Raw genomic sequence first — 24,096 nt, forward strand, 5'->3', positions numbered from 1 at the left:
CTCTGGAGATGCTTTGTGGTTTCGCCAAGGCGTTTGATGTCAGCCGTGCAATTGCAGTGGGCCTTCAACCCCGCGAAACGATCATGATCGCGGCGCAGATCAGAAGACCGCCGACCATTAAGGCGAAGGTCCGGCGAAAGGTCGGTTCGTTCATCCGCATCGACAGCGCCGCCCCGCCCAGGCCGTAGGAACTCATGCTGATCAGATCCATGCCGATCATCGCGCAGGCGAACATGATCAGTTGCGGAACCAGCGGCCGTTGCACGTCCAGAAAAGGCGGCAGGACAGCGGTGAAGAACAACAGGGCCTTGGGATTGGCGATCTGCACGGCGAAGCCGTCCATGAAGGCCGACCTGCCGCCCCTCACCGTGGCGACGGCGTGGCTTTCGGCGTTCTTCCAGCCGGCCCAGAGCGACTTGAGGCCCAGCCAGACCAGATAGGCGGCGCCTGCCAGGGCCAGGACATGGAAGGCCCGCGGAAAGGCGATGATCAGGGCGCCCAGGCCCAGGGCCGAGCCGGCGAACCAGATCAGGCTGGCGCAGTTCATGCCGATCACGCCCGCGATCGCCGCGCGCTTGCCCTTTTCCACGCCGGTGGCGATGGCGAACAGGTTGGCGGGCCCTGGCGTGATGGCCATGACGGACATGGTCGCCAGAAAGGCGCTGTAACGGGCGGGGTCGACGGGCAGGGCCATGGTGACGCTATAGGCCCTGCTCCGCCCGCCCAAAAGTCGAGACTAGGCGCCGATGACCACCAGCATCCAGATCGCCCGTCCCAGGGCGCCAAACAGCAGGACCGCCGTCGCCAGCGCCTGAATGATGAAGCCCAGTTCGCGCTTGTCGGCCGAGGCGGCATAGCCCAGGGCGTAGAGGATGCGCCCGACGATCCAGATCACGCCGACGATCGTGGCGACCATGTCGTTCCAGTAGATCGCGAACAGCCACAGCGACGGCAGGAAGATCGGCAGCCATTCCAGCGTATTGGCCTGGACGCGGATATGACGCTCCAACTCGGGATCGCCGGTCATGGCCGGGGCGTCAATGCCGCTCTTCCTGCGCGCGCCGGCGACCCGAACGCCCATCCAGACATAGACCAACAGAGCGACCAGCGTGACGATCGCGACCCACGAATGCGGCTGCATAGGTGTTTTCTCCCCTTTTTTCGGCGTCACCCTTTGCGCTACCGCAAAGGCGGCGCGCCCTTGAGCCGCTAAACCATCACCAATTGCGCCGCGAAGCCAGCACCCACAAACCCTTGCGGGAACCGGATGGGGTCCAGGCTCGCTTTAGCAATGACCTGACCCCTTCGCGCGGAGGCTTACAGCCATGCGAGTGCAGTCCACAGCGATCGCCCAGATCGACTACACCCTCGAACACGGCAAGCTGTTCGTCACGTTTCATGACGGCGATGAATACGTCTATGTCGGCGTTCCTGAACGGGTGAGCGTGGCTTTCGCCCGTTCGGCGCTGCAGGGCCGGTTCTTCCAGCGCGTGATCCGGGACCGTTATCCGTACAATCGGATCTGAGACCAAAGATGCTCCCCCTCCGGGGGAGCATCTTTCGCTTCGCCCTCGGCTCTAGCGCTTGTCGCGCTTAGCCAGAACCCGCAGACGCAGGGCGTTGAGCTTGATGAAGCCGCCGGCGTCGCGGTGATCGTAAGCGACCTTGCCTTCCTCGAACGTCACCAGGTCCTGGTCGTACAGGCTGTAGGGGCTGGTGCGGCCGATGATCGAGACATTGCCCTTGTAGAGCTTGACGCGAACCTGGCCGGTGACCTTGGCCTGGCTGTAGTCGATGGCCGCCTGCAGCATCTCGCGCTCGGGGGCGAACCAGAAGCCGTTGTAAACGAGGGATGCATATTTCGGCATCAGCTCGTCCTTCAGGTGCATCGCGCCGCGATCCAGGGTGATCGACTCGATGCCGCGGTGGGCGGCCAGCAGGATCGTGCCGCCCGGGGTCTCATAGACGCCGCGCGACTTCATGCCGACGAAGCGGTTTTCCACCAGGTCCAGACGCCCCACGCCATTGTCGTGGCCCAGCTGGTTGAGCTTGGTCAGAAGAGTGGCCGGCGACATCGCTACGCCGTCGATGGCGACAGGGTCGCCCTTCTCGAAGTCCATCGTGAAGATGTGCGGCGTGTCGGGGGCGTCTTCCGGCGCGATCGTGCGCATGTGGACGAACTCGGGCGCCTCGACGGCCGGATCTTCCAGCACCTTGCCCTCGGACGAGGAGTGCAGAAGGTTGGCGTCGACGCTGAACGGCGCTTCGCCGCGCTTGTCTTTGGCGATCTGGATCTGGTGCTTCTCGGCGAAGTCCAGCAGGGCCTCGCGGGACTTGAAGTCCCATTCGCGCCACGGGGCGATCACGTGGATGTCGGGCTCGAGCGCATAATAGCCCAGCTCGAAACGCACCTGGTCATTGCCCTTACCGGTGGCCCCGTGGCTGACCGCGTCTGCCCCGACCTTGCGGGCGATCTCGATCTGCTTCTTGGCGATCAGCGGGCGGGCGATCGAGGTGCCCAGCAGGTACTGGCCCTCATAGACCGTGTTGGCGCGGAACATCGGGAACACGTAGTCGCGGACGAACTCCTCGCGCACGTCCTCGATGAAGATGTTCTCGGGCTTGACGCCGGCGGCCAGGGCCTTGGCCCGCGCCGGTTCGATTTCCTCGCCCTGGCCCAGATCGGCGGTGAAGGTCACGACCTCCGCGCCATACTCGGTCTGCAGCCACTTTAGAATGATCGAGGTGTCGAGGCCGCCCGAATAGGCGAGAACGACCTTCTTCACGGGCTTGGCGGCCATGGGCGGGGATCCTTCCGGAGAAACACAAAGTCGCGCGCGTTCAAGGGCGCCGGGGGCTTCGGGTCAAGACCTAAAGGGCGCGAGGCCTAAAGGCTGCCCTCATCCCGAAGGGTCTTGAGAGCGAACCGCAGGTGCAGCAGGTAGGCCAGGGCCAGCATCGCCGCCAGGATGGCGCGGGCGCACAGCACCATCACCGCCTCCAGTCCCTGAACCCTGAAGGTAACGCCCGACAGGGTGAAGGCGAAGATCACCGCCATGGCGATCACCGGGATCAGCAGCAGACCAAAGGCCTTAGGCGCCCGCCAGACGGCGGTGTCTGCAGGGCCCCACTGGATCGGCACGGCTACGCCCGCCGGGATCCGCCGCCACGCGGCCAGGGCCGTCGAGGCGATGATCGCCAGGGCGGCGATGGACAGGCCATCGCCGACGATGCGCAAAGCAGTGTCCATCGCCCTAGACCGTGACCTGCGCGCCCAGCTCGACCACGCGGCCGGGGGGGATCTTGAAGAAGTCGGTCGGGTTGGCGGCGTTCTTCATCAGGAAGATGAACACCTTGTCCTGCCACAGCGGCATGCCGCTGTTAGCCGACGGCACGATCGAACGACGGCCCAGGAAGAAGCTGGTGGCCATGATGTCGAACTTCAGCCCCTGCTTGCGGCACACCGCCAGGGCCTTGGGCAGGTTGGGGCTTTCCATGAAGCCATAGGTGATCACGACCTTCTTGAAGTCGTCATTGACCTTCTCGATCTTGACCCGGTCGTCCTCATTGACCCGCGGCGTTTCGGCTGTGCGGACGGTCAGGATAACGTTGCGCTCGTGCAGAACCTTGTTGTGCTTGAGGTTGTGCATCAGGGCCACCGGCGTCATGTCGGGATCGGAGGTCAGGAAGATCGCCGTGCCGGACGCCCGGTGCGGGGCCCGAGCCCGCAGGATCTCCATCAGGTCGACCAGGGGTACGCTGTCGCGACGGGTCTTGTCGGTCAGGATCTGGGCGCCGCGCGTCCAGGTCCACATCACCAGCACCAACACCGCGCCGAAGGCCAGAGGCAGCCAGGCGCCGTCGGGGATCTTCAGCATGTTGGAGGCGATGAATACGAGGTCCAGCAGGGCCAGCGGCACCAGCAGCAGGGCGGTCTGCCACAGGGTCCACTTCCAAACGCGGCGGATGACCACATAGGCCAGCAGGGTGTCGACGAACATCGCGCCGGTCACAGCGATGCCGTAGGCCGAAGCCAGCTTGTGCGAGCTCTGGAACATCAGCAGCAGGATCAAAACCCCGACCAGCAGGAAGGTGTTGACCGCCGGCACGAAGATCTGACCGGCCTGGGTTTCGGACGTGCGCTTGATGTCAATGCGCGGCAGCAGGCCCAGTTGCACGGCCTGCTGGGTCATCGAGAACGCCCCGGTGATGACGGCCTGCGAGGCGATCACCGTGGCCATGGTGGCCATGATCAGCACCGGCCAATAGGCGAAGGTCGGGACCATTTCCCAGAACGGATTGTGGCGAGCGGCGGGATGGTCGAGCACCATGGAGCCCTGGCCCAGATAGTTCAGGGCCAGGCAGGGGAAGACCAGCCACAGCCAGGCGGCGCGGATGGGCGCTTTGCCGAAATGGCCCATGTCGGCATAGAGCGCCTCGGCGCCGGTCACCACCAGGAAGACGCTGCCCAGGATCACGAAGCCCAGGAAGCCGTTTTCCAGCAGGAAACGCAGGCCGTACCAGGGATTGATCGCCCTCATGATCGATAGATCATCGGCCAGATGCCAGGCGCCCAGGGCGCCCAGGATCAGGAACCACACCGCCGTGATAGGCCCAAACAGCGCCGCCATGCGGTGCGTGCCCTTGGCTTGAACCATGAACAGCGCGATCAGGATGCCCGCCGAAATGGGCAGGATGTAAGGCGTCAGGGCGCGACCGACATGCGGCGCATCCTTCAGGCCCTCGACCGCCGACAGCACAGAGATGGCGGGGGTGATGATGCCGTCGCCATAGAACAGCGCCGCGCCGACCACGCCCAGGAAGAACACCGCCACCGACCGCTTGCGGCCGGCCTTGCCCAGAGCTTTCTGGGCCAGGGCCATCAGGGCCAGAGTGCCGCCCTCGCCCTTGTTGTCGGCGCGCATGAAGAAGATGACGTACTTGATCGTCACGAACAGGGTCAGCGTCCATAGCACCAGCGACACCACGCCCAGCACGGCGTGCTCGACGCCGGCGGTGCTGTGCGAATGGGCCAGGGCTTCACGCATCGCGTAGAGCGGACTTGTGCCGATGTCGCCGAACACCACGCCGACCGCGCCAAGCGCGAGCGCCATGAAGCTGTGACCCTTGGGATCATGGCCGGTCTGGTGCGGAATGTCGGAAGAAGCGGGGTCGCAATCCGGAGTCGGCGCGCTGGAGGCTTCGGAAGCCATTCAATGTCTCCAGGCCTCCCCTCTCGCAAAATGCGCGAGGCGGGCCCATATCGATCAAGCGCGGCGCGATACACCCAATCTGGTCCGGGTTCAATCGCGCTGCAATGCGGCGCTAGGGCCTTCCTTGACGAACGACAAGGAGAAAAGACCCTGAGCCCTGATATTATGAAGCCTGTTGGAGCCACCGAACCGGTGGCGACTTGGAGAAAGACTCTCCTAGGCTTTCGGGCCGGTTTTCGGTCTGTAGTGAGTTTTTGATTGAACGCACGAGTCGCGTGCTTAACCTGCGGTAGAGATGTCCGACAGCCAAAAATTTCCCGTGGCGGCTCACGCCCTCGCCTATCTGGCGCACAAGGAGGCCTTTTCGGCCGACCGTGCGGTGGCGAGCGCTGAACTGGCCGCCTCCATGCCGACCAATCCGGTCGTCGTGCGGCGTGTGACCGCCATGCTCGGCCGGGCCGGACTGATCGCGGCCCGGGCTGGGGCGAGCGGCGGGACCTGGCTGCTCAAGCCACCTGAGGCGATCACGCTCGATGTGGTCCTGCGGGCGGTCAACGGTTGCGCGCATCTTGGCGTCGCGCCTCCAGGGGTCCGGGGCTGCCCGATCGGCGAGAAGATTCCCGACGCCATCCGCGCCGCTCTCACCGCCGCCGACACAGCCGCCCAGGACCGCCTGGGCCAGATCACCGTCGCCGACCTGCTGGCGGGCGCGCACTAGGCTCCCTTCTCCCCTCGCGGGAGACGGGCTTTATCCCAACTCAATCCTCCCCCAGAAAAACTGCACCAGCTTTTGTTGCTGTTCCCCCTAGCGAAATCGAAACTGGGCCATATGTAATCGCCACAGCTTCAGTTTCTAAACAGGGAATACCCTCATGACTACCGTCGCCATCGTCTATCATTCCGGTTACGGCCACACCGCCGTCCTCGCCGACAAGGTCGCCCAGGGCGTCCGCGACGCCGGCCAGACCGCCGTGCTGTTGAAGATCGAAAGCGCTGACCAAGACTTCGCGCCCTTCATCGAGGCCATCACCAAGGCCGACGCCGTGGTGTTCGGCGCCCCGACCTATATGGGCGACGTCTCGGGCGTGTTCAAAGTGTTCGCCGACGCCACCTCCAGCGCTTTCTTCACCGGCGCCTGGAAAGACAAGCTGGCCGCCGGCTTCACCAATTCGCACAGCTTCGCCGGCGACAAGGCCCACGCCCTGGCCAGCCTGACCATCCTAGCCGCCCAGCACGGCATGAACTGGATCAATCTGGGCGTTCCCCCGCCCGCGGTCACCGCCGCCGAACGCGGCCCCGATACGCTTAATCGTGTGGGCTCGTTCATCGGCCTGGCCGCCCAGAGCGACAATGTCGCGCCCGAGATCTCGCCGCCGGCCGGCGACCGCGAAACCGCCCGCCTACTGGGCGAACGCGTCGCCAAGGCCGCCCTGCGGTGGACCAAGGGCGCCGAAGCCGACCTGGAAAAGGCGGCCTAACCCCTCTCGCCGGATCCCTCCCCGGTGATCGAGCGTCACGGCGTCGCCCACGTCGTGACGCCAGAGGGGGCCGTCGCTCCCCGAGCGCGACGCCCCCTCTCCCTGCGGGACTTCGCCCCGCCTTGAACCAAATCGGCTGGCATGCTGGTCTCCTGCGACGTTTCGCTTTCGCACTGGACCCACACCATGGCCCGCCGTCTTGCCCTGATCACCGGCGCCTCCGCCGGCATCGGGGCCGCCTTCGCCCGCATCCTGGCCAGCCATGGCTATGACGTGGCCCTGACCGCGCGCCGCGCCGATCGCCTGGAAGCCCTGGCCGCCGAGATCCGCCTGCGTTACGGCGTCGAGGCCTACGCCATCCCCGCCGACCTGGCCGATCCGGCCGGGGTCGAGGCGGTACTGGCCGGGGTCGAGGCCGAGGGCCGGGTGATCGACGCCCTGATCAACAATGCCGGCTATGGCCTGCCTGGAACCTATGCGACCACCGCCTGGAACGACCAGGGCAAGTTCCTGCAGGTGATGCTGACCTCGGTCTGCGAACTGACCCACAAGGTGCTGCCGGGCATGGTCGAGCGGCGGTTCGGCCGCATCGTCAATGTCGCCTCGCTGGCCGGCCTGGTTCCCGGCGCGGCCGGCCATACCCTGTATGCGGCGACCAAGGGTTTTCTGGTCAAGTTCTCCCAGAGCCTGCACCTGGAGAACCTGGCCACCGGCGTCCACGTCTCGGCCCTGTGCCCCGGCTTCACCTGGTCGGAATTCCACGACGCCAACGGCACCCGCGCCCAGGTCAGCCGAGGCGTGCCCGACTGGCTATGGATGGGCGCCGACGAGGTGGCCGCCACCGGCTATGAGGCCGTCGAGGCCAACCGGCCCGTCTGCGTCCCCGGCGCCCCCAACAAGACCATCGCTGCCATCGCCAAGGTGCTGCCGGACGACTGGGCCCTGGCCCTGATGGCCAACCAAGGCGGCAAGTTCAGGAAGGTCTGAGCGGCCGCTAAAGCATCGTGCGGAAAAGTGGACGCCGGTTTTCCGCCAAAACGATGCGAACATAAAAACCTAGAGCAAGGCGCGTGAGTCCGATTTCACGCGCCTTGCTCTAGGGACCGCAGGTCCAGAGGCCGGAGATCACGCGGCGGGCGCCGTCCGCCCGGTCATAGGTCAGGGTCGCGGGATAACCGGGCGATTCGCCGCCGCCGACGGGCTTTGCATCCGTCAGCGCCACGGACACCTGCTTGCCCTGTCCGACAAAGGTCGCGCCCTTCAGCATCGCGCTGAACCCGCCCCCGTCCTTGGCGCTGACGCGCTCGACATAGTCGAGGACCTTGACCACGCCTTGGGCCGAAGCCTTGGAGCCGACGTCCCCCATGGCCACCAGAAGCGGCGACGCCGTGGGTGACGAGAAGCTGCACCCCAGTTCACCCGGCAGCTTGGCGGCGTCCAGGTCCGCGGAAGACAGGGCGTTCAGGATGATGGGCGAACCGTCGCCGCCGATGGTGGCGCTGGCGGGCACGGCGTCCGCGCCGATCGCGGGCGTGGGGGCCGGCGCCACGGGCGCGGTCTGCGCCGGGGCCGGCGCGGGAGGCGCGCTTTCCGCCTGCCGCTCCGGAGCCGTCGGCTCCGAGCAGGCCGCCAGGGCGAGCGCGATCATCGCCGCGGCGGACGCCGCATGCCGGCGGTCGGTCGAGGCGTAGGCCCTTGAAGCTTGAAAGTCAGACATCGTCGCCCTCCGTCTAGCGGCAGCCGCGGACCTGGCCGCGCCGCCCTCATAGACAGAACGCCAGGCCCGTCGATCCGTTTCCGCGCCGGGACGAGGCGCGCCTACTTCCCCGCGGCGTAAGGCGCCCTGGCGTCCTGCAGCACAAAGCCCTGGGTCGCGTCGCCGATGCCGGTCAGCACGAACTGCACCGCCAGGGCGCACAGGATCAGGCCCAGCACGCGCACTACGATGCTCATGCCGATCCGGCCCAGGACCCGGCTGATCAGCGGCGCGGCCCAGAACACCGCCACCAGCACGACCGACACCGCCGAGATCACCGCCACGCCCAGGCCCAGGCCCGCCCAGCCGAACCGCTTGGCCTCGGCGGCATAGATGATCACCGTCGAGATCGCGCCGGGCCCGATCAGCAACGGCATGGCGAACGGCACGATCAGGCGCTCGAAACGCTGCTTGGCATAGACCCGGGCCGACTGGCCCTCGATGCCCTCGGCCGCGTCGGCGAACATGGTGGTGAAGTCGTCGCGCACCATGTCCAGGCCCAGGATGAACAGGATGATGCCGCCGGCGATGCGGAAGGCCGGCATCGAGATGCCGAAAAAGGCCAGCAGACTCACGCCCGAGAAATAGAAGAAGATCAGGAAGGCGGCGACAAACAGGCCGATATAGACGGCCACCATCCGACGGCCAGCGGCGGCCGCGCCGAGGGTGGCGGCGGCGAACAGCGGCACATTCCCGATCGGGTCGATCAGGGCGAACAGCGCGACGAAGAAGTTGACGGCAAGTTTGGCCTCGGTCATTCGACGTCCTTACCTTCCAACGCACCGGATCTTCGCCACTCTTAAGGCGAAGCGCTACCGCGCGCCAACCCCTGGGGCCTCACCATGACCGCCGATTCGCGCCTGATCGTCCCCCTGGACCTGCCCACCGTCGATGAGGCCCGCGATATGGTCGAGCGACTGGGCGACGCCGTCAGCTTCTACAAGATCGGCCTGGAGCTGCTGGCCACCGGCGGCATGGGCCTGGCCGCCGAGCTGAAAGCCCGGGGCAAGTCGGTCTTCCTCGACTGGAAACTGCATGACATCGGCGCGACCGTGGAGCGCTCGGCCCGGGTCCTGGCCCAGGCGGGCTGTGACCTGCTGACCGTCCACGCCGAGCCGCAGGTGATGCGCGCGGCGGTGCTGGCGCGGGGGTCGTCCGACCTGAAGATCCTGGCGGTCACCGTGCTGACCAGCCTGACCGACGCCGACCTCAACGAGATGGGCTACGCCTTCGGGGCCCGCGACCTGGTCGAGCGCCGCATCCGTCAGGCTCTCGACTGCGGCGTCGACGGCGTGGTCTCCAGCCCGCACGAGGCGGCTCTGGCCCGCGAGATCGCCAAGGGAGCCTCAAGGCCCGGCTTCCTGGTGGTGACGCCCGGCGTGCGCCCCTTCTGGTCGGCCAAGAACGACCAGGCCCGCGCCGCGACGCCTGAAGCCGCCATCCGCGCCGGGGCCAGCCACCTGGTCTGCGGCCGGCCCATCACGGCGGCCAACGACCCGCGCGAGGCGGCGCTGAAGGTGATCGCCGAGATGGCGGGGGTTTAGCGCCCCCCTTTGATGGGGGAAGGGAGACTACTCCACCACCCTCGCCACACCCCGCGCCCGGGGATCGGCCACCGGAACCGGCGTTCCGTCCACCACCTGGATGGCCTCAATGTCGCCGTTGTAGTCCTGGTCCTCCAGCACATAGCCCAGCGCCTCCAGGCCCTGGCGCAGCTCGGCGGAGGCCGGCGCATAGGGCTCAAAGAAGATCGTGTTCTGCGGCAGCAACTGGTGATGGAACCGCAGGGCCTTCTGGGCCTCGGCCAGGGGCAGGCCAAAGTCATAGACGTCGACCAGTACCTGGAACACCGAGGTGAAGATCCGCGAGCCGCCGGGCGTGCCGATCACCATGGCGACCTTGCCGTCCTTCGTCAGGAGGGTCGGCGTCATCGATGACAACGGCCGCTTGCCCGGCGCGATGGCGTTGGCCGCGCCGCCGACCACGCCGAACATGTTGGGCGCGCCGGGCTTGGCCGAAAAGTCGTCCATCTCGTCATTGAGCAGGAAGCCCGCCCCCTCGACCACCACGCCCGACCCGAACCAGCCGTTGAGGGTATAGGTGTTGGACACCGCATTGCCCCAGCGGTCGACGATCGAGAAGTGGGTCGTCTGCGGCTTTTCCAGACCTGGAACCACCGCCGGGGTCGGCGAGGGCTTGGCCGGGTCGATCTCGCCGGCGCGGCGGGCCACATAGGCCGGGTCGATCAGCTTGCCGACCGGAACCTTCACGACGTCCGGATCGCCCAGATATTCGGCCCGGTCGGCGAACACCCGCTTTTCGATCTCCGAGACCAGATGCATGTACTGCGGGCTGTTGAGCGGTACGCCCGCAAACAGCTTGCCGGCGTCCTGCTTCATCAGCAGCAGTTGCATCAGGGCGACGCCGCCCGAGCTGGGCGGCGGCGCGGTGATCACCTGATAGCCGCGCCAAGTCGCCTGCAAAGGCTCGCGCCACACGGCCTTGTAGGCGGCCAGGTCGGCCTTGGTGATCAGGCCCTTGACCGGACCACGGCCCATCTGGGCGACGATCAGGTCGGCGGTCTGGCCTTCGTAGAACGCCTTGTCGCCGTCCTCAGCGATGCGGGTCAGGGTGTCGGCCAGGGCCGGCTGACGGAACATTTGGCCCGCTTTCAGCCCGCCGAAATGGGCTTCAAAATTGCCTTGGGCGAACGGCGCGCGGCTGCCGTCCAGGATGCCGATCAGCTGCGGGGTGACCAGGAAGCCGTCACGGGCATAGCCGATGGCCGGCGCCAGCACCACCGCCCAGGGCAGCTTGCCGAACCTCTGGTGGGCCATGGCCATGCCGCGCACCGTGCCTGGCGTACCGACAGCCAGATTGCCGAACTGGCTGAGCGCGGCGATCGGCTCGCTGTCGGGGCCCAGATACATGTCGACCTTGGCGGCGGCGGGCGCTGTCTCGCGGTAGTCGAGGAAATAGGGCTTGCCGTCGACCAGCAGTGTCATGAACCCGCCGCCGCCCAGATTGCCGGCCTCGGGATAAGTCACCGCCAGGGCGAAGGCCGTCGCCACCGCCGCATCGACGGCGTTGCCGCCGGCTTTCAGGATCTGCTCGGCGGCCAGGGCGCCGTAGCGGTCTGGCGAGGCAACGGCCCCGGCGGTGAGGGTGGGGTGGGGCCTGGAGGCCTTGGGCGCGGCCAGAGCCGGCGATGCGGCGAACACGAAGGCGGCGGCCAGGACCGCGCAGAACCGGACAAACAGGCGCAAGACGACGGCCTCCTTCAGGCTGAAGGCGTCACGTTAGCCGATACCGCCGTCGCTTGAAGCCTCGCCGTGTCGTAGCTGTCAGAAATCCACCGCCACGCCCTTGCGCTCCCAATCGCCGAACCGCGTCGGCTCGGGACCGTCGCGGCCGCCCTTTTCCTCGGCCAAGGCCACCGCGTCTGCGGCGGCGCGTCGCGCGGCGGCCTCCTCCAGCGCGCGGCGCGCGGCGGGGGTCAGCGGCTTGTCGGGCGCGGCGCCCAGCTCGGGCGGAGGGTCGGAAAGGTCAGACATGACGAAGGTTTAACATCATCGCGCTTGATCGCGCCAGCTTGGCGGTGTTCAAACCCGCGCCTTCAATAACATCGTTCAAAGACCTACGGAATTCGAGATGACGACGCACCGCTGGCCTCGCACCTTCTTCGCCGCCGCCGCCCTTTACGGGATCATCGGCCTGTCCTGGGGGCTGGTCATGGCCATTACCGAGAACCATGCCACCTACTCCGCCCACGCCCATCTCAATCTTCTGGGCTGGGTCAGCATGGCGCTGATGGGCGCCTATTACGCCCTTCTGGGCCAGGGCGCGCCCAACTGGGTCAAGCTGACCAACTTCACGCTGTCGAACATCGGCGTCGTCTGCATGATCAGCGGCCTCTTCCTGTATCTGGGCCAGACGGGGCCCAAGTCGATCTATTCCCCGCTGCTGGCCGTGGGCGGTCTATCCGTGGTGGGCGGCTTCGTCGTCTTCGGCCTGACGGTGATCTTCGGCGCCTTCCGTCCGCCGGTCGCGGCCTGATTTTCACTCAAAGCGCTTGCGCTCGCCGTCGCCTCGGGGCACGGCGGGGCGGTGACTCAGGAAATCAATGACGGCCTGCCCGCCCGGGAAGCCGCGCTAACCCTCATGGACGCGGCCCTGTCGCGTCGCGGCGGCCTCGACGAGGCGGCGTCGGCCCACGGCTTCCGCTTTCTGGAGCCGCGTGAGCGCGCCTTCGCCCGCGCCCTGGCCATGGCCGCCCTGCGCCGCCTGGGACCGATCGATCGCGCCCTGTCGGCTAAGCTTCAGAAGGAGCCGCCGCCCCGCGTGCGCAACCTGCTGCGCCTGGGCGCGGTGCAGGCCTTCTATCTGGACGTCCCCGCCTTCGCCGCCGTGGCCACCAGCGTCGAGATGGCGGGCGTCAACAAGGCCAGCCGTCCCTTCAAGGGCCTGGTCAACGCCGTGCTGCGCGGCCTGCTGCGCGATGGCCCGCCTTCGGACGATCCCGAGCACCTGGCCCCGCCGTGGCTGTTCACCCGCTGGACCGCCGCCTGGGGCCCCGAGACCGCCCGCCGCGTCGCCTCGGAAATCGCCAACGAGCCCGCCACCGACCTGTCGCTGAAAGACCCCGCCCTGGCCGAGTCCTGGGCCGAGCGTCTGGAGGGCGAGGTGCTGCCCGGCGGAACCCTGCGCCTGGCGCGCAAGGGCGACGTCGCCGCCTGGCCCGGCTTCGACGAAGGCGGCTGGTGGGTACAGGACGCCGCCGCCGCCATCCCGGCCCGTCTTCTGAACATCAAGCCCGGCGAGACCGCAGTGGACCTGTGCGCCGCGCCCGGCGGCAAGAGCCTGCAGCTGGCCGCCGCCGGCGCCGTCGTCACCGCCGTCGACCGCTCGGCCGCCCGCCTCGAGCGCCTGACCGACAATTTCCGGCGCATGGCCCTGACCGCCGAGGTCGTCACCGCCGACGCCGGCGCCTGGGACGACGCCCGCACCTTCGACGCCGTGCTGCTGGACGCCCCCTGCTCGGCCACCGGCACCTTCCGCCGCCACCCCGACGTGCTGTGGGCCGCGCGTCCCGGCGACGTCGCCAGCCTGGCCGGCGTTCAGGCCCGCCTGCTCGACGCCGCCGCCGACAAGACCAAGGTCGGCGGACGCCTGGTCTATTGCGTCTGCTCGCTGGAGCCCGAGGAGGGCGAGGCCCAGGTCGAGGCCTTCCTGGCCCGCCGCCCGGACATGCGCCTGGACCCGATGGCCCCGGACGAAGCCGGCGCGCCCGTCGCCAGCCTGACGCCGCGCGGAACCCTGCGCCTGCTGCCCCACCAGCTGGACGGCGGCCAGGACGGCTTCTTCGCGGCGCGGTTCGTCCGGCAGGGTTAACCGCGGGGCCTGATCACGCGCTCGCTTGTCGCGCGAGCCTTGCGCGGCTAAGCCAAGGGCATGACCGCGTTCCCGATCATCGCCCCGTCCATTCTCGCGTCGGATTTCGCCAAACTGGGCCAAGAGGTCGCCGCCATCGAGGCGGCCGGCGCCGACTGGGTCCATGTCGATGTGATGGACGGCCATTTCGTGCCCAACATCACCCTGGGCCCCGATATCGTCAAAGCCATCCGGCCGCACGCCAAGATCCCGTTTGACGTCCACCTGATGATCAGTCCGGCGGACCCTTATCTGGAGGCCTTCCGCGCCGCCGGGGCGGACATCATCAGCATCCACCCCGAGGCGGGGCCGCACCTGCATCGCTCGCTCAAGCGGATCCGCGAACTGGGGGCCAAGGCGGGGGTGGTGTTCAATCCCTCCACGGGCCTGGACCATGTCGAATGGATCCTGGAAGACGTCGACCTGCTGCTGGTCATGTCGGTGAACCCCGGCTTCGGCGGCCAGAGCTTCATTCCCGGCCAGCTGCGCAAGGTGGAAGCCCTGCGAAAGATGGTCGACAAGGCCGGGCTGGACATCATCATCGAGGTCGACGGCGGCGTCACCCCGGCCACCGCCCCCCAATGCGTCGCCGCCGGAGCCACGGCCCTGGTGGCGGGGTCGGCGGTGTTCAAGGGCGGTCCCGACGCCTATGCCGCCAATATCCGCGCGCTCAAGGGCGACTGATCAAGCGGATGGTTCAACGCCTCGCTCGCGGCATGCCCAGGCTTCCCACCGCTCCGCGCGGCGGCGTCCTGTCGCGAGCGATCGGCGCCAGCCTCAAGGCCCATGTCGAGCGCGAGTGGTTCGGCTCGCCGCCGCATCGGCTGCTGCTGTCCCGACCCAGGCCGCGCGGCCTTGCGGCCCATCCGCACGATCCGCGCCCGATCGACGCCGCCCATGGCAAGAAGATCCTGGCCGGGGTCATGACCCTGTCGGGCGGCGCCCTGCGGATCGGCGAAGCGGGCGACCCCTTCGACACGCCCAGCCCCACCCGCCGCTTCGCCCTGGCCCTGCACCGCTTCGACTGGCTGCCGGACCTGGCCTCGGCCGGCTCCGAGGGCGCTCGCCGGGCCCTGCGGCTACTGGATGACTGGCGCCGGGTGTTCGGCGGTTGGAACGCCTTTTCCTGGAGCGGCGACTGCCTGGAGCGGCGGGTGTTCCACCTGGCCTGCGCCGCCCGGGCCCTGGCCGCCGAAGGCTCCGACGCCGAGGTCGCCGACCTGACGCTGGACCTGGCGCGCGGGGCGCGGCAGCTCCTCAAGGCGTCCGACGCGCCCGAACGGGATCTGGAGCGCGCGGTCGTCGCGGCCATCGCCGGCTGCGTGCTGGCCGGCCCGCCCGGCGACCGGCTGATCGACAAGGGGCTGAAGATCATCGCGGCCCAGATCGACCGCATCGTGCTGGGCGACGGCGGCCACGCCAGCCGCTCGCCCGAGGCCGGGCTGGAACTGTTGTTCGACCTGCTGACCCTCGACGACGCCCTGGGCCAGCGCGGCCGGCCCTCGCCCGAGGCGGTGTCGCGGGCCATCGACCGCCTGGCCTCGGCCGCCCGGTTCTTCACCCTGGCCGACGGCCAGCTGGCGGCCTTCCAGGGCGGCGAGGCGGTCAGCGCCGCCCGCATCGCCGCCGCCCTGGCCCACGACGACGCCGGGCCGCGCCCGCCCGATTCGGCCGCCCACAGCGGCTATGAGAAGATGCAGGGCGGCAGCCTGCAGCTGATGGCCGACACCGGGCCGCCCGCGACCGGCCCCCTGAGCCGCGCCGCCTGCGCCCAGCCGGCCGCCATCGAGATCGTCTGCAACAAGGACCGGCTGATCACCAGCTGCGGCTGGAGCCCCGAAGCCGGTGGGGCCCACGCCTTTCGCCTGTCGGACGCCGCCTCGACCCTGTCGGTCGGCGACGGCTCGGCCGGCCGGCCGCTGTCGGGCTTCCGCGCCAAGGCCCTGGGGCCGTGGCTGATCGACGGCGCCACCACCGTCGAGGTCAAGCGTCACGACGCCGACAACGGCGTGTGGCTGGACATCAGCCATGACGGCTGGCGGCGGCTGGGCCTGACCCACACCCGCCGCCTGTTCCTGGACATCACCCGCGACGAGCTGCGCGGCGAGGACAGCCTGATCCCCCTGGCCCCCGGCGACCCCGCCGGTCCGCGCCGCTACCTGCCCTTCACCGTGCGCTTCCACCTGCACCCCGACGCCCGCGCCTCGATCGCCCGCGACGGCAAGAGCGTGCTGATCCGCGGCCCGTCCAATGTGGGCTGGTGGTTGCGCAATGACGCGGTGGATGTCGAGATCGCGTCCTCGGCCCATTTCGACCACGGCCAGGCGCGCAAGGCCGGGCAGATCGTGCTCAAGAGCCAGGTGCGGCCGGAGATTGGGGCGAAGATCCGCTGGAAGCTGACGCGAGCGGAGGGGTAGGCCCATGGGCTTCGACCGCCGAGCTCCCCTGGATCCCGGCCGCATGCGGCATGCGCCGGAGTTCACGGACGACGAAGTCTTGCAGGTCTGCACCGCGCTGATGGCGGATGCGCCGACGCTTTGGGCCGTGCTGAAGCGCGAGGCCGAGCAGCCCGGGAGCGTGTCGTCGGCGGACTATGACGACACCTATGACCAGATGCTGACCTGGCTGTTCGAGCGACGGTACGTCGACACGCACATCGAGATGGCGATGTTGTTCAAGGCGATCGGTTTACGGCTCGCGGGATAGCTGCCTGGGTCACATGCCCGGCAGGACAAGCCCTTGCTCAGCCGCCGGCTTGCGATGGAGCCCGGGATGCCGATCGAACCCGACCGCCAGCGCCTGGAGGCCAGGCCGAACTGGGTGCCCTCGATGCGCCGCTCCACGGCGTGGAGCTCTGCCAGGCAAGAAAAGCCTGTCTGCCCAGCGCGGCCTTGGACCGTTTTCGGGTCAGTCCCGCCTTCAAACCATGCATCGCGATCGCCCGTCACCCCTGCGGACTGCAACGGCTTGCGTTTGGCGCCCTTGCGTTGAGATAGTTTTTATTATCGTATGTGGCGGACCGGTCGGAGTACCGGATTTAGGGGATCGGAATATGAAAGCGTCTATGTTCATGGGCTGCGCCATGCTGGCGCTTTCGGCGGGTCTGGCCAGCGCCCAGACAGCGGCCCCGGCCGACAACGACACGGCGATCGCAGAGATCGTCGTCACCGCCCAGAAGCGCGCCGAAAACCTGCAGGACGTCCCGGTCTCGGTCACCGCCCTGACCAGCGCCACCCTGGCCGCGCGCGGCGTCAACAACGTCTTGGCCCTGAACAACATGGCGCCGGGCCTGCGGATCAGCGCCAATGACGCGGCCGCCAATCCCAAGATCTATATTCGCGGCGTCGGCCTCAGCGACTTCAACCCCAACGCCTCCAGCGGCGTGGGCGTCTATGTCGACGGCGTCTATATCGGCTCGCCCTTGGCCCAGATGGCCGGCTTCTTCGACCTGGAGCAGGTCGAGGTGCTGCGTGGTCCACAGGGCACGCTGTATGGCCGCAACACCAATGGCGGCGCGATCAATGTCACCACCAAACGCCCGAGCCAGACCTTCTCGGTCGATACCTCGATGGAATATGGCAGCTTCAACGCCATCACCGGCGAGGCGGCGGTCGGCGGTCCGATCATCGCCGACAAGCTGGCCTTCCGGGTCGCCGGTCAGGTCGTCAAGGACGACGGCTACACCTACAACCGGGTAACCGGAAACAACGTCAACGCCGCCGACCACTGGGCCGGGCGGTTGTCGCTGCTGTACACGCCGACCGAAAATTTCGAGATGCTGACCCAGGTCAATCGCTACGTGAACCGCGGCGACGCCATCCAGCCGCAGCACCGCGCCCTGTTCCCCGCCACGGCCGAGGCGACCGGAGCCAATGGCCTGTGCGCCGCCAACGCCTATGCCAGCGGCCAGTGCACCGATTTGCTGGGCTATGCCGACACCGACAACAACAGCCGGGCGATCGACTCCAATCTCGAGGGCAAGGACAAGGTCGATCTGTTCGGCGCCTCCAACCAGGCCACATGGAATTTCGGCGGCATGTCGCTGGTCTCGGTCACGGCCTGGCAGTGGGCCCATCGCAATGACCTGGAAAACACCGACGGCAGCCCGCTGCAGATGCTGGAGATCAACTACCGCTCCCGCCAGCAGCAGTTCACCCAGGAGCTTCGCCTGCAGTCCAACGACAGCGGAGCCGCCCTCAACTGGGTGGTCGGCGCCTACTTCATGGACGAGACAGTTGAAGACAACACCCGCCAGGATACCCTGCGCGAGATCCGTCCGCTGTTCATAACCGACGACAATCCCACCGGCATCAGCCCCGCCGACAGCGTGGCGGTGTTCGGTTGGCCCTACACCCAGAAAACCAAGGGCTACGCCGTCTTCGGTCAGGCCGACTACAAGTTCACCGACAAGCTGACCGGCACGGTGGGCCTGCGCTGGTCGTCTGACGACAAGCACATGAACTATCAGAGCCAGATCGAGGACGGGCTGATCGTCCTGCTGACCTCCGACCAGAGCAAGACCTTCTCGGCGCTCTCCGGACGACTGGGCCTGCGCTATGAGGTGACGCCCGACGCCAGCGTCTACGCCACCTATAATCGCGGCTACAAGAGCGGCGGCTTCTTCGGCGGCCTGGCCACGACGCCCGAGGAGATCGAGCCCTACGACAACGAAACCCTCGACGCCTATGAGCTGGGGGTGAAGTCGGAATTCTTCGACCGCCGGCTGCGGCTGAACGTGTCGGGCTTCTACTACGACTACAAGAACCAGCAGGTCTTCGCCCAGGCGCTGCGCAACGGCCTGTCGGTGCTGGTGCTCGACAACGCCGCCAACTCCAAGGTCTATGGCGGCGAAGCGGAGATCACCGCCCGGCCGATCCAGCCCCTGACCCTGACCGCCGGTGTCTCGCTGCTGCACGCCAAGTACGGCGAGTATTTCAGCGAGGGCCAGGACTTCAGCGGCAACTGGCTGCCGCAGTCGCCCAAGGTGACCTTCAACGCTGCGGCGACCTATGTCGCCGCCCTGCCGTCCGGCGGCGCCGTCGTGGCCAATCTGGACGCCAACTACGCGTCCAAGGTCTATTTCGACAACAGCAACGCCGATCGCCTGTCGCAGGGCCCGGTGTGGATCGCCGGCGCCCAGCTCAGCTGGCGCTCGCCCGACCATACGATCGAGGCCGGAGCCTTCGCCCGCAACCTGTTCGACAAGACCTATGTCGTCTCGATCTCCAATATCGACAGCCTGGGCGAGGACCTGCTGAGCCTGAACCGGCCGCGCACGTTCGGCGCCTTCCTGCGCTACCACTACTAGATCTCGACCCTCCCGGGGGCGGAGGAGGCGGGGCGGTTTGGGGGATTTCCCTTTGCCGCCTCGTACCGCGGGAGCGTTTTTGCTATCTGTCGGCGATCCCCGATCCGGGCCCTTCAGGAACCCCATGGCAAGACGCTCCGCCGAAAAGCTTCCGTCGCTCTCTCTGGACACCAAGTCGCGCCCTTCGCGCCAGCGCGGCATCGACACGTTCGAGGTCATCCTGAGCACGGCGGGCGAACTGCTGGCCGAGGTCGGCTTCGAGCGGTTGACCACCAATCTGGTGTGCCAGCGTGCGGGCCTGACCCCCCCGGCCCTCTATCGCTACTTTCCCAACAAGTACGCCCTGCTCAAGGAACTGGCCCATCGCCTGATGGACGCCCAGGATCAGGTGGTGATGGCCTGGCTGAAGAGCGGCGGAACGCGCTTCACCTCGCTGGAGGAGTCGGTCGCCAAGAACCGGGATCTGCAGAAACAGGTCAATGCGATCACCCGCGCCTTTCCAGGCGGCGACTGGATCCTGCGGGCCCTGCGGGCCCTGCCGGTGCTGCAGGAGGTGCGAACCACCTCACGCGACGCCGTCGCCCAGGCGCTGTTCGAGATCCTCCGCGAAACCCATCCTCACGCCGATCCGGAGCGCCTGCACACGGCCACGCGCCTGACGACCCAGATGATGTACGCCGCCACCGAAATGGTGCTGGAAGAGCCCGACCAGGACGAAGACCGGATCAACGAAGAGATCTGCTGGATGGTCAGCCTGTACTATCAGCACCTGACGCGGCCGAAGCCCGCGCTCGCGACGCCAGCAGGCTGATCAGGCCCAGAGCCGCCGCCAGGCACGCGCCCGACAGCGCCAGAGCGCGCCGCACCTCGCCGTCGCCCACCACCAGAGACGCCGCCAGCGGGCCGGCGCTGCTGCCCAGCAGCTGGGCCGCGCCCAACTGCATCGCGGCTCGGCGCGTCGGGTCGAGGCGGATCAGCAGCAGGGTCTGGAAGGGCAGGGCGAACAGCCACAGGAAGCCGAACGCCGCCACGCAGGCGACGAACAGGCCCCGACCCGGTCCGCCCCACAGCACCGCCAGGATCCCCGCATTGAGCAGACCGACGACGATCAGGATCCGCGCCGCCGGGGCGCGGTCGCCGACCAGGGTCGCGGTTGCGCCGCCCGCCACCTGCAGCCCTAGCGCCAGGGCGATGGCCAGCCCCGCCTCGCGCGGCGAGAGCCCGGCCTGGGCGGCCAGAGGCTCCAGATAGACCCACAGGGCGACGATGAAGGCCATGTAGAGAAACACCGCCGCCAGTCCGGCCAGGGGCGCCGCGCCCAGCTTTCCGCCCGCCCCCTCGGGCTTGGGCAAGGCCGCCAGGCGATCGGGTCCGGCGAAGGCCGCGACGGCGGCCAGAACCGAGATGACCGCCAGGCTGACCAGGGCGCCGTTGACGCCCCAATGCCCCATGACCAGCGCCGGCAAGGTCGCCGCCAGCACCAGCTGGGCGAAGGTCTGGACCGTAACGAAGACACCCGAAGCGCGTTCGGGACGGGACGAGCGGGCGATCACGCCGATCGCCAGCCACAGCATTACGCCCGCGCACGCTCCCGCCGCGCCGCGCGCGATGATGACGCCCGCGCCGGTGGTCAGGGTGGTGGCCAGCATGGCCCCCGCATGGGCCAGACAGGCCAGGGCGATCTTCAGACGAATATTGGTGGGCTTGAGAAAGGCCGCCGCCAGACCGCAGGCCACGCCCAGGGCCATCAGCTCCACCGTCGCGGCCAGGCCGATCTGGGCCGTGGTCAGCCGGCCCTCGCGCTCCAGCGCCCCCAGGATCACCGGCTGCAGGCCGGCGATCAGCAGGGCGATCACCCCGATGCCCTGGCTGATCGCCGCCTCGCGGCGCGGCGGGGATGTGACGGCGACGGCCGTTTCGTCGGCCAGGACTTCCGCCACGCTCATCCGCGCTGCCCGTAGGATTTGAAGCGTTGCAGGATGGTTGTCATCTCGTCTTCCGCCAGCAGGGTCGGGCCGCCGATAGCCAGAGTTCCCCAATAGACCGCCGCCTGCTCCTCGATCTCCTCGGCGATCGCCAAAGCGAAATCCAGGCTGGGGGCCACGACGATCTGGCCGTGATTGGCCATCAGGGCGGCGTAGCGGCCGTCGAGGGCCTCAACCACCGCCTGGGCCAGTTCCGGCGATCCGAAGGTGGCGTAGGGCGCGACCGGCACGCTGGTCCCGCCACTGACCGCGACCATGTAATGCACCGCCGGGATCGGCCGATTGGCGCACGCCAGGATGGTGGCGTGGCGCGAGTGGCAGTGGACCACCGCGTTGATGTCGGGCCGCCGCTCCAGCAGGCCCTGATGCATCCGCCATTCGCTGGAGGGCTTCAACGCGCCGGGCGCTGTCGAGCCGTCTGGCTGGACCAGCACCATCTGCTCGGGCGTCAGCAGGCCGGCCGGCACGCCGCTGGGCGTCACCAGCATCGCCGCGCCGCAGCGGGCCGAGACATTGCCCGACGTACCGCGATTGAGGCCCCGCTCATCCATGGCCTTCATGACCTGGGCCATGCGGAGCCGCAGGGCGCCTTCGTCCACGTCCGCCGCCATCAGGCCGCCTCTTTCAATGTCATCTGGCGCATCGCCGCCTCGGTGGCCTCAAAGCTCTCCAGCTTGCCCAGGGTCGCCAGCCCTTGCGCCACCAGGGCCGCCGTCGCCGTGGCGAACCGGGCGGCCTCCAGCGGAGGCCAGCCACGGTCCAGCGCCGCGATGAAGCCCGCGCAGTAGGAATCACCGCAACTGGTGGTGTCCACCGGCGAGATGACATAGGCGGGCAGGATTGTGCGAATGCCCTCCAGAACGACCACCGAGCCCTCGCCGCCATTCTTGATCAGGCAGCCGCCGATCCCCAGGCCACGAAACACGTCGGCGGCGGCGAACAGGTCGTCCTGGCCGGTCAGGGCCTTGGCCTCAGCCGCACTGGGCATGAAATAGTCGATATGGGGCGCCAACCGGGTCAGCTCCTCCATCGCCGAGGCCTGCGGCGAGATCAGGTCGCAGGTCACGATGGCTCCGGCCTCGCGCGCTGCGCGGACAAGGTCGGCACCGGACCCGCCGTCCAGTCGCGGTCCGCCGATCCCGGCATAGTGGAAGAAACGGACCGAGGTGGCGGCCTCCAGCGCGGCCGGCGAGGGCCAGGCCAGCATTCCCGCGCCCAGGGCGTGGAAATTGGGCCGACGCCCAGCGGAGTCGACCGCCAGGACGGTCGTCGAGCTAGGCAGGCCCGGCATCGTTTCCAGCGCAGACAGATCCACGCCCGCCTCGTCCAGGGCCATGCGGATAAAGCGACCGATCAGGTCGTCGCCGACCGCCGAGGCCAGTTTCACCGACACGCCCAGCTTGGCGGCGACCATCGCCGCGCCGGCCGCCGTACCGGCGGGCGCACAGGCGATGCCCTCGACCAGGGTGGTACCCTCGCCTTGGGGCAGGGCGTCGATGGCGCGCGCCACCACGTCCAGGGTTGTCAGCCCGATACAGGCCAAGCCGGTCTTCATCGCCGTTCACCTCCCATGCGTTGACTCTCACTATGCCTAGGTCTTTATGATAGTCAAAACTATCTTATGGTGGAGCGCCGAGATGACCTGGACCAACAGCAAGGACAGCGCGCTGCGCGAGCGCGCGATGGCCGTGATCCCCAACGGCATGTACGGCCACCAGTCGGTGATGCTGATGCCCGACGACTATCCGCAGTTCTTCGAGCGAGCAGAAGGCGCCTATCTGTGGGACGTCGACGGCAACCGCTATGTCGACTTCATGTGCGGCTACGGCCCCAACCTGTTCGGCTACGCCCATCCCGAGATCGACGCCGCCTATGTCGCCCGTATGCAGCAGGGCGACACCATGACCGGGCCGGGCGAGGCCATGGTCGAGCTGGCCGAGGCCATGACCCGTCAGGTCAGCCACGCCGACTGGGCGATGTTCTGCAAGAACGGCACCGACGCCACCACCATGGCGTTGATGATCGCCCGCAACTTCACCCAGAAGAAGACCATCGTCCTGGCCAAAGGCGCCTATCACGGCGCCGCGCCGTGGTGCACGCCGCTGAAGAACGGCGTCACCCCCGCCGATCGCGCCCACCAGGTGTTCTACGACTATAATGACGTCGAGAGCCTGGAGGCGGCCGTGCGCGAAGCCGGCTCGGACCTGGCCGGCATCTTCGCCTCGCCGATCAAGCACGATACCTTCGTCGACCAGGAAGCCCCCACGCCCGAATACGCCCGCCGCGCCCGCGAGCTGTGCGACGAGCACGGCGCGCTGCTGATCATCGACGACGTGCGCGCCGGCTTCCGCCTGGCCCGCGACAGCAGCTGGGCCCTGGTCGGGGTGAAGCCGGACCTGTCGAGCTGGGGCAAGGCCATCGCCAACGGCCATCCGATCTCGGCGCTGCTGGGCGCGGACATCGCCCGCTTCGCCGCCGCCACCATCTACGCCACCGGCTCGTTCTGGTTCTCGGCCGCGCCGATGGCCGCCTCGCTGGCGACCATGAAGCTGATCGCCGACAGCGACTATCTGGAACGCACCATCGCGCTCGGCGAGCGCCTGCGCACGGGCCTTGCCGAGGTGTCCGACCGTCACGGCTTTGGCCTGCGCCAGACCGGCCCGGCCCAGATGCCGCTGATCATGATCGATGAGGATCCGACGGGCGCGAAGGGCTATTTCTGGAACAACGCCCTGCTCAAGCGCGGCGTCTATTTCCACCCCTGGCACAACATGTTCATGAACACCGCCATGACCGACGGCGACATCGATCACACCCTCCAGGCCGCAGACGACGCCTTCAAGCTGCTGAAGGCCGCCGGCCCGCTGGAGCCCGTCGCCAAGCTGGAATTCATGCACTCCATGGTCGGCTGAGGCGCCTCGCGGCG

The 24,096-nt window shown here is 68.0% G+C and carries 25 protein-coding genes; 13 read left to right on the top strand and 12 right to left on the bottom strand.

Going from position 1 to position 24,096, the window contains the following annotated elements; all coding sequences use genetic code 11:
• Positions 1 to 64: 64 nt before the first annotated feature.
• Both ACW18B_RS02110 and ACW18B_RS02115 read right to left on the bottom strand, forming a co-directional pair.
• On the bottom strand, positions 65 to 694 hold the full coding sequence (locus ACW18B_RS02110) for a LysE family translocator (RefSeq protein WP_492049197.1): 630 nt from the start codon (positions 692 to 694) through the stop codon (positions 65 to 67).
• A gap of 42 nt (positions 695 to 736) precedes the next feature.
• Complete coding sequence (locus ACW18B_RS02115; RefSeq protein ID WP_492049198.1) at positions 737 to 1,141, bottom strand: MAPEG family protein; 405 nt, start codon at positions 1,139 to 1,141, stop codon at positions 737 to 739.
• 184 nt (positions 1,142 to 1,325) lie between these two features.
• Here ACW18B_RS02115 and ACW18B_RS02120 point away from each other — a divergent pair, with 184 nt between their 5' ends.
• Positions 1,326 to 1,526 (top strand): KTSC domain-containing protein, encoded by a 201-nt coding sequence (locus tag ACW18B_RS02120; RefSeq protein ID WP_492049199.1) that lies wholly within the window; start codon positions 1,326 to 1,328, stop codon positions 1,524 to 1,526.
• 51 nt (positions 1,527 to 1,577) lie between these two features.
• Here ACW18B_RS02120 and ACW18B_RS02125 read toward each other — a convergent pair whose 3' ends face one another.
• From ACW18B_RS02125 to ACW18B_RS02135, 3 genes are all read right to left on the bottom strand, one after another.
• Positions 1,578 to 2,801, bottom strand: a complete 1,224-nt coding sequence (locus tag ACW18B_RS02125) for an argininosuccinate synthase (RefSeq protein ID WP_492049200.1) — start codon at positions 2,799 to 2,801, stop codon at positions 1,578 to 1,580.
• 86 nt (positions 2,802 to 2,887) lie between these two features.
• Complete coding sequence (locus tag ACW18B_RS02130) at positions 2,888 to 3,250, bottom strand: hypothetical protein (protein WP_492049201.1); 363 nt, start codon at positions 3,248 to 3,250, stop codon at positions 2,888 to 2,890.
• A gap of 4 nt (positions 3,251 to 3,254) precedes the next feature.
• Positions 3,255 to 5,213 carry a potassium transporter Kup gene (locus ACW18B_RS02135; RefSeq protein ID WP_492049202.1) on the bottom strand — a complete coding sequence of 653 codons (1,959 nt, stop codon included), beginning with the start codon at positions 5,211 to 5,213 and terminating at the stop codon, positions 3,255 to 3,257.
• A gap of 295 nt (positions 5,214 to 5,508) precedes the next feature.
• Between ACW18B_RS02135 and ACW18B_RS02140 the strand changes: the two genes are divergently transcribed.
• The 3 genes from ACW18B_RS02140 (at position 5,509) to ACW18B_RS02150 (ending at position 7,678) form a co-directional block, all read left to right on the top strand.
• The gene (locus tag ACW18B_RS02140) at positions 5,509 to 5,931 is read left to right on the top strand and encodes an Rrf2 family transcriptional regulator (RefSeq protein WP_492049203.1); all 423 of its coding nucleotides are present in this window, start codon (positions 5,509 to 5,511) and stop codon (positions 5,929 to 5,931) included.
• 154 nt (positions 5,932 to 6,085) lie between these two features.
• The gene (locus ACW18B_RS02145; protein WP_492049204.1) at positions 6,086 to 6,691 is read left to right on the top strand and encodes a flavodoxin family protein; all 606 of its coding nucleotides are present in this window, start codon (positions 6,086 to 6,088) and stop codon (positions 6,689 to 6,691) included.
• A gap of 186 nt (positions 6,692 to 6,877) precedes the next feature.
• Positions 6,878 to 7,678 carry an SDR family NAD(P)-dependent oxidoreductase gene (locus tag ACW18B_RS02150; RefSeq protein WP_492049205.1) on the top strand — a complete coding sequence of 267 codons (801 nt, stop codon included), beginning with the start codon at positions 6,878 to 6,880 and terminating at the stop codon, positions 7,676 to 7,678.
• A gap of 109 nt (positions 7,679 to 7,787) precedes the next feature.
• Here the strand turns inward: ACW18B_RS02150 and ACW18B_RS02155 are convergent, their stop codons facing one another.
• Both ACW18B_RS02155 and ACW18B_RS02160 read right to left on the bottom strand, forming a co-directional pair.
• On the bottom strand, positions 7,788 to 8,408 hold the full coding sequence (locus tag ACW18B_RS02155) for a hypothetical protein (RefSeq protein WP_492049206.1): 621 nt from the start codon (positions 8,406 to 8,408) through the stop codon (positions 7,788 to 7,790).
• A 101-nt stretch (positions 8,409 to 8,509) separates the two neighbouring features.
• Positions 8,510 to 9,205 carry a MarC family protein gene (locus ACW18B_RS02160; RefSeq protein WP_492049207.1) on the bottom strand — a complete coding sequence of 232 codons (696 nt, stop codon included), beginning with the start codon at positions 9,203 to 9,205 and terminating at the stop codon, positions 8,510 to 8,512.
• Between the two features lie 84 nt (positions 9,206 to 9,289).
• Between ACW18B_RS02160 and pyrF the strand changes: the two genes are divergently transcribed.
• A complete protein-coding gene (pyrF, locus tag ACW18B_RS02165) occupies positions 9,290 to 9,991 on the top strand; it encodes an orotidine-5'-phosphate decarboxylase (protein ID WP_492049208.1) in 702 nt (233 codons plus the stop codon).
• 27 nt (positions 9,992 to 10,018) lie between these two features.
• On the opposite strand, the gene ggt is transcribed toward pyrF, so the two are convergent.
• A complete protein-coding gene (ggt, locus tag ACW18B_RS02170; protein ID WP_492049209.1) occupies positions 10,019 to 11,713 on the bottom strand; it encodes a gamma-glutamyltransferase in 1,695 nt (564 codons plus the stop codon).
• Positions 11,714 to 11,791: 78 nt separating this feature from the next.
• Positions 11,792 to 12,001 (bottom strand): DUF1674 domain-containing protein, encoded by a 210-nt coding sequence (locus ACW18B_RS02175; RefSeq protein WP_492049210.1) that lies wholly within the window; start codon positions 11,999 to 12,001, stop codon positions 11,792 to 11,794.
• A 97-nt stretch (positions 12,002 to 12,098) separates the two neighbouring features.
• Between ACW18B_RS02175 and ACW18B_RS02180 the strand changes: the two genes are divergently transcribed.
• The 7 genes from ACW18B_RS02180 to ACW18B_RS02210 all read left to right on the top strand — a co-directional run bounded on the left by ACW18B_RS02180 (position 12,099) and on the right by ACW18B_RS02210 (position 19,996).
• A complete protein-coding gene (locus ACW18B_RS02180) occupies positions 12,099 to 12,503 on the top strand; it encodes a hypothetical protein (protein ID WP_492049211.1) in 405 nt (134 codons plus the stop codon).
• 51 nt (positions 12,504 to 12,554) lie between these two features.
• Positions 12,555 to 13,838: an RsmB/NOP family class I SAM-dependent RNA methyltransferase gene (locus ACW18B_RS02185; protein ID WP_492049212.1), complete on the top strand. Its 1,284-nt coding sequence runs from the start codon at positions 12,555 to 12,557 to the stop codon at positions 13,836 to 13,838.
• Between the two features lie 60 nt (positions 13,839 to 13,898).
• A complete protein-coding gene (rpe, locus tag ACW18B_RS02190) occupies positions 13,899 to 14,561 on the top strand; it encodes a ribulose-phosphate 3-epimerase (protein ID WP_492049213.1) in 663 nt (220 codons plus the stop codon).
• An 8-nt stretch (positions 14,562 to 14,569) separates the two neighbouring features.
• Entirely contained in the window at positions 14,570 to 16,294 is a 1,725-nt protein-coding gene (locus ACW18B_RS02195) for a heparinase II/III family protein (protein ID WP_492049214.1), read from the top strand.
• A gap of 4 nt (positions 16,295 to 16,298) precedes the next feature.
• Positions 16,299 to 16,583 (top strand): hypothetical protein, encoded by a 285-nt coding sequence (locus ACW18B_RS02200; RefSeq protein WP_492049215.1) that lies wholly within the window; start codon positions 16,299 to 16,301, stop codon positions 16,581 to 16,583.
• Between the two features lie 346 nt (positions 16,584 to 16,929).
• Positions 16,930 to 19,185 carry a TonB-dependent receptor gene (locus ACW18B_RS02205; protein ID WP_492049216.1) on the top strand — a complete coding sequence of 752 codons (2,256 nt, stop codon included), beginning with the start codon at positions 16,930 to 16,932 and terminating at the stop codon, positions 19,183 to 19,185.
• 124 nt (positions 19,186 to 19,309) lie between these two features.
• Positions 19,310 to 19,996 carry a TetR/AcrR family transcriptional regulator gene (locus ACW18B_RS02210; protein WP_492049217.1) on the top strand — a complete coding sequence of 229 codons (687 nt, stop codon included), beginning with the start codon at positions 19,310 to 19,312 and terminating at the stop codon, positions 19,994 to 19,996.
• Here ACW18B_RS02210 and ACW18B_RS02215 read toward each other — a convergent pair.
• From ACW18B_RS02215 to ACW18B_RS02225, 3 genes are read right to left on the bottom strand one after another with little or no spacing between them, the layout of a single operon-like run.
• Entirely contained in the window at positions 19,935 to 21,131 is a 1,197-nt protein-coding gene (locus ACW18B_RS02215; protein WP_492049218.1) for an MFS transporter, read from the bottom strand. The two genes, ACW18B_RS02210 and ACW18B_RS02215, sit on opposite strands and share 62 nt — an antisense overlap.
• On the bottom strand, positions 21,128 to 21,781 hold the full coding sequence (locus tag ACW18B_RS02220; protein ID WP_492049219.1) for a class II aldolase/adducin family protein: 654 nt from the start codon (positions 21,779 to 21,781) through the stop codon (positions 21,128 to 21,130). The genes ACW18B_RS02215 and ACW18B_RS02220 overlap by 4 nt, the downstream gene beginning before the upstream one ends.
• Entirely contained in the window at positions 21,781 to 22,725 is a 945-nt protein-coding gene (locus tag ACW18B_RS02225; protein ID WP_492049220.1) for a carbohydrate kinase family protein, read from the bottom strand. Before ACW18B_RS02225 ends, ACW18B_RS02220 begins: the two co-directional genes overlap by 1 nt.
• 82 nt (positions 22,726 to 22,807) lie before the next feature.
• Between ACW18B_RS02225 and ACW18B_RS02230 the strand changes: the two genes are divergently transcribed.
• On the top strand, positions 22,808 to 24,082 hold the full coding sequence (locus tag ACW18B_RS02230) for an aminotransferase class III-fold pyridoxal phosphate-dependent enzyme (protein WP_492049221.1): 1,275 nt from the start codon (positions 22,808 to 22,810) through the stop codon (positions 24,080 to 24,082).
• Positions 24,083 to 24,096 lie beyond the last annotated feature (14 nt).

The sequence above is a fragment of the Caulobacter sp. FV2ps19 genome, from assembly GCF_058681035.1.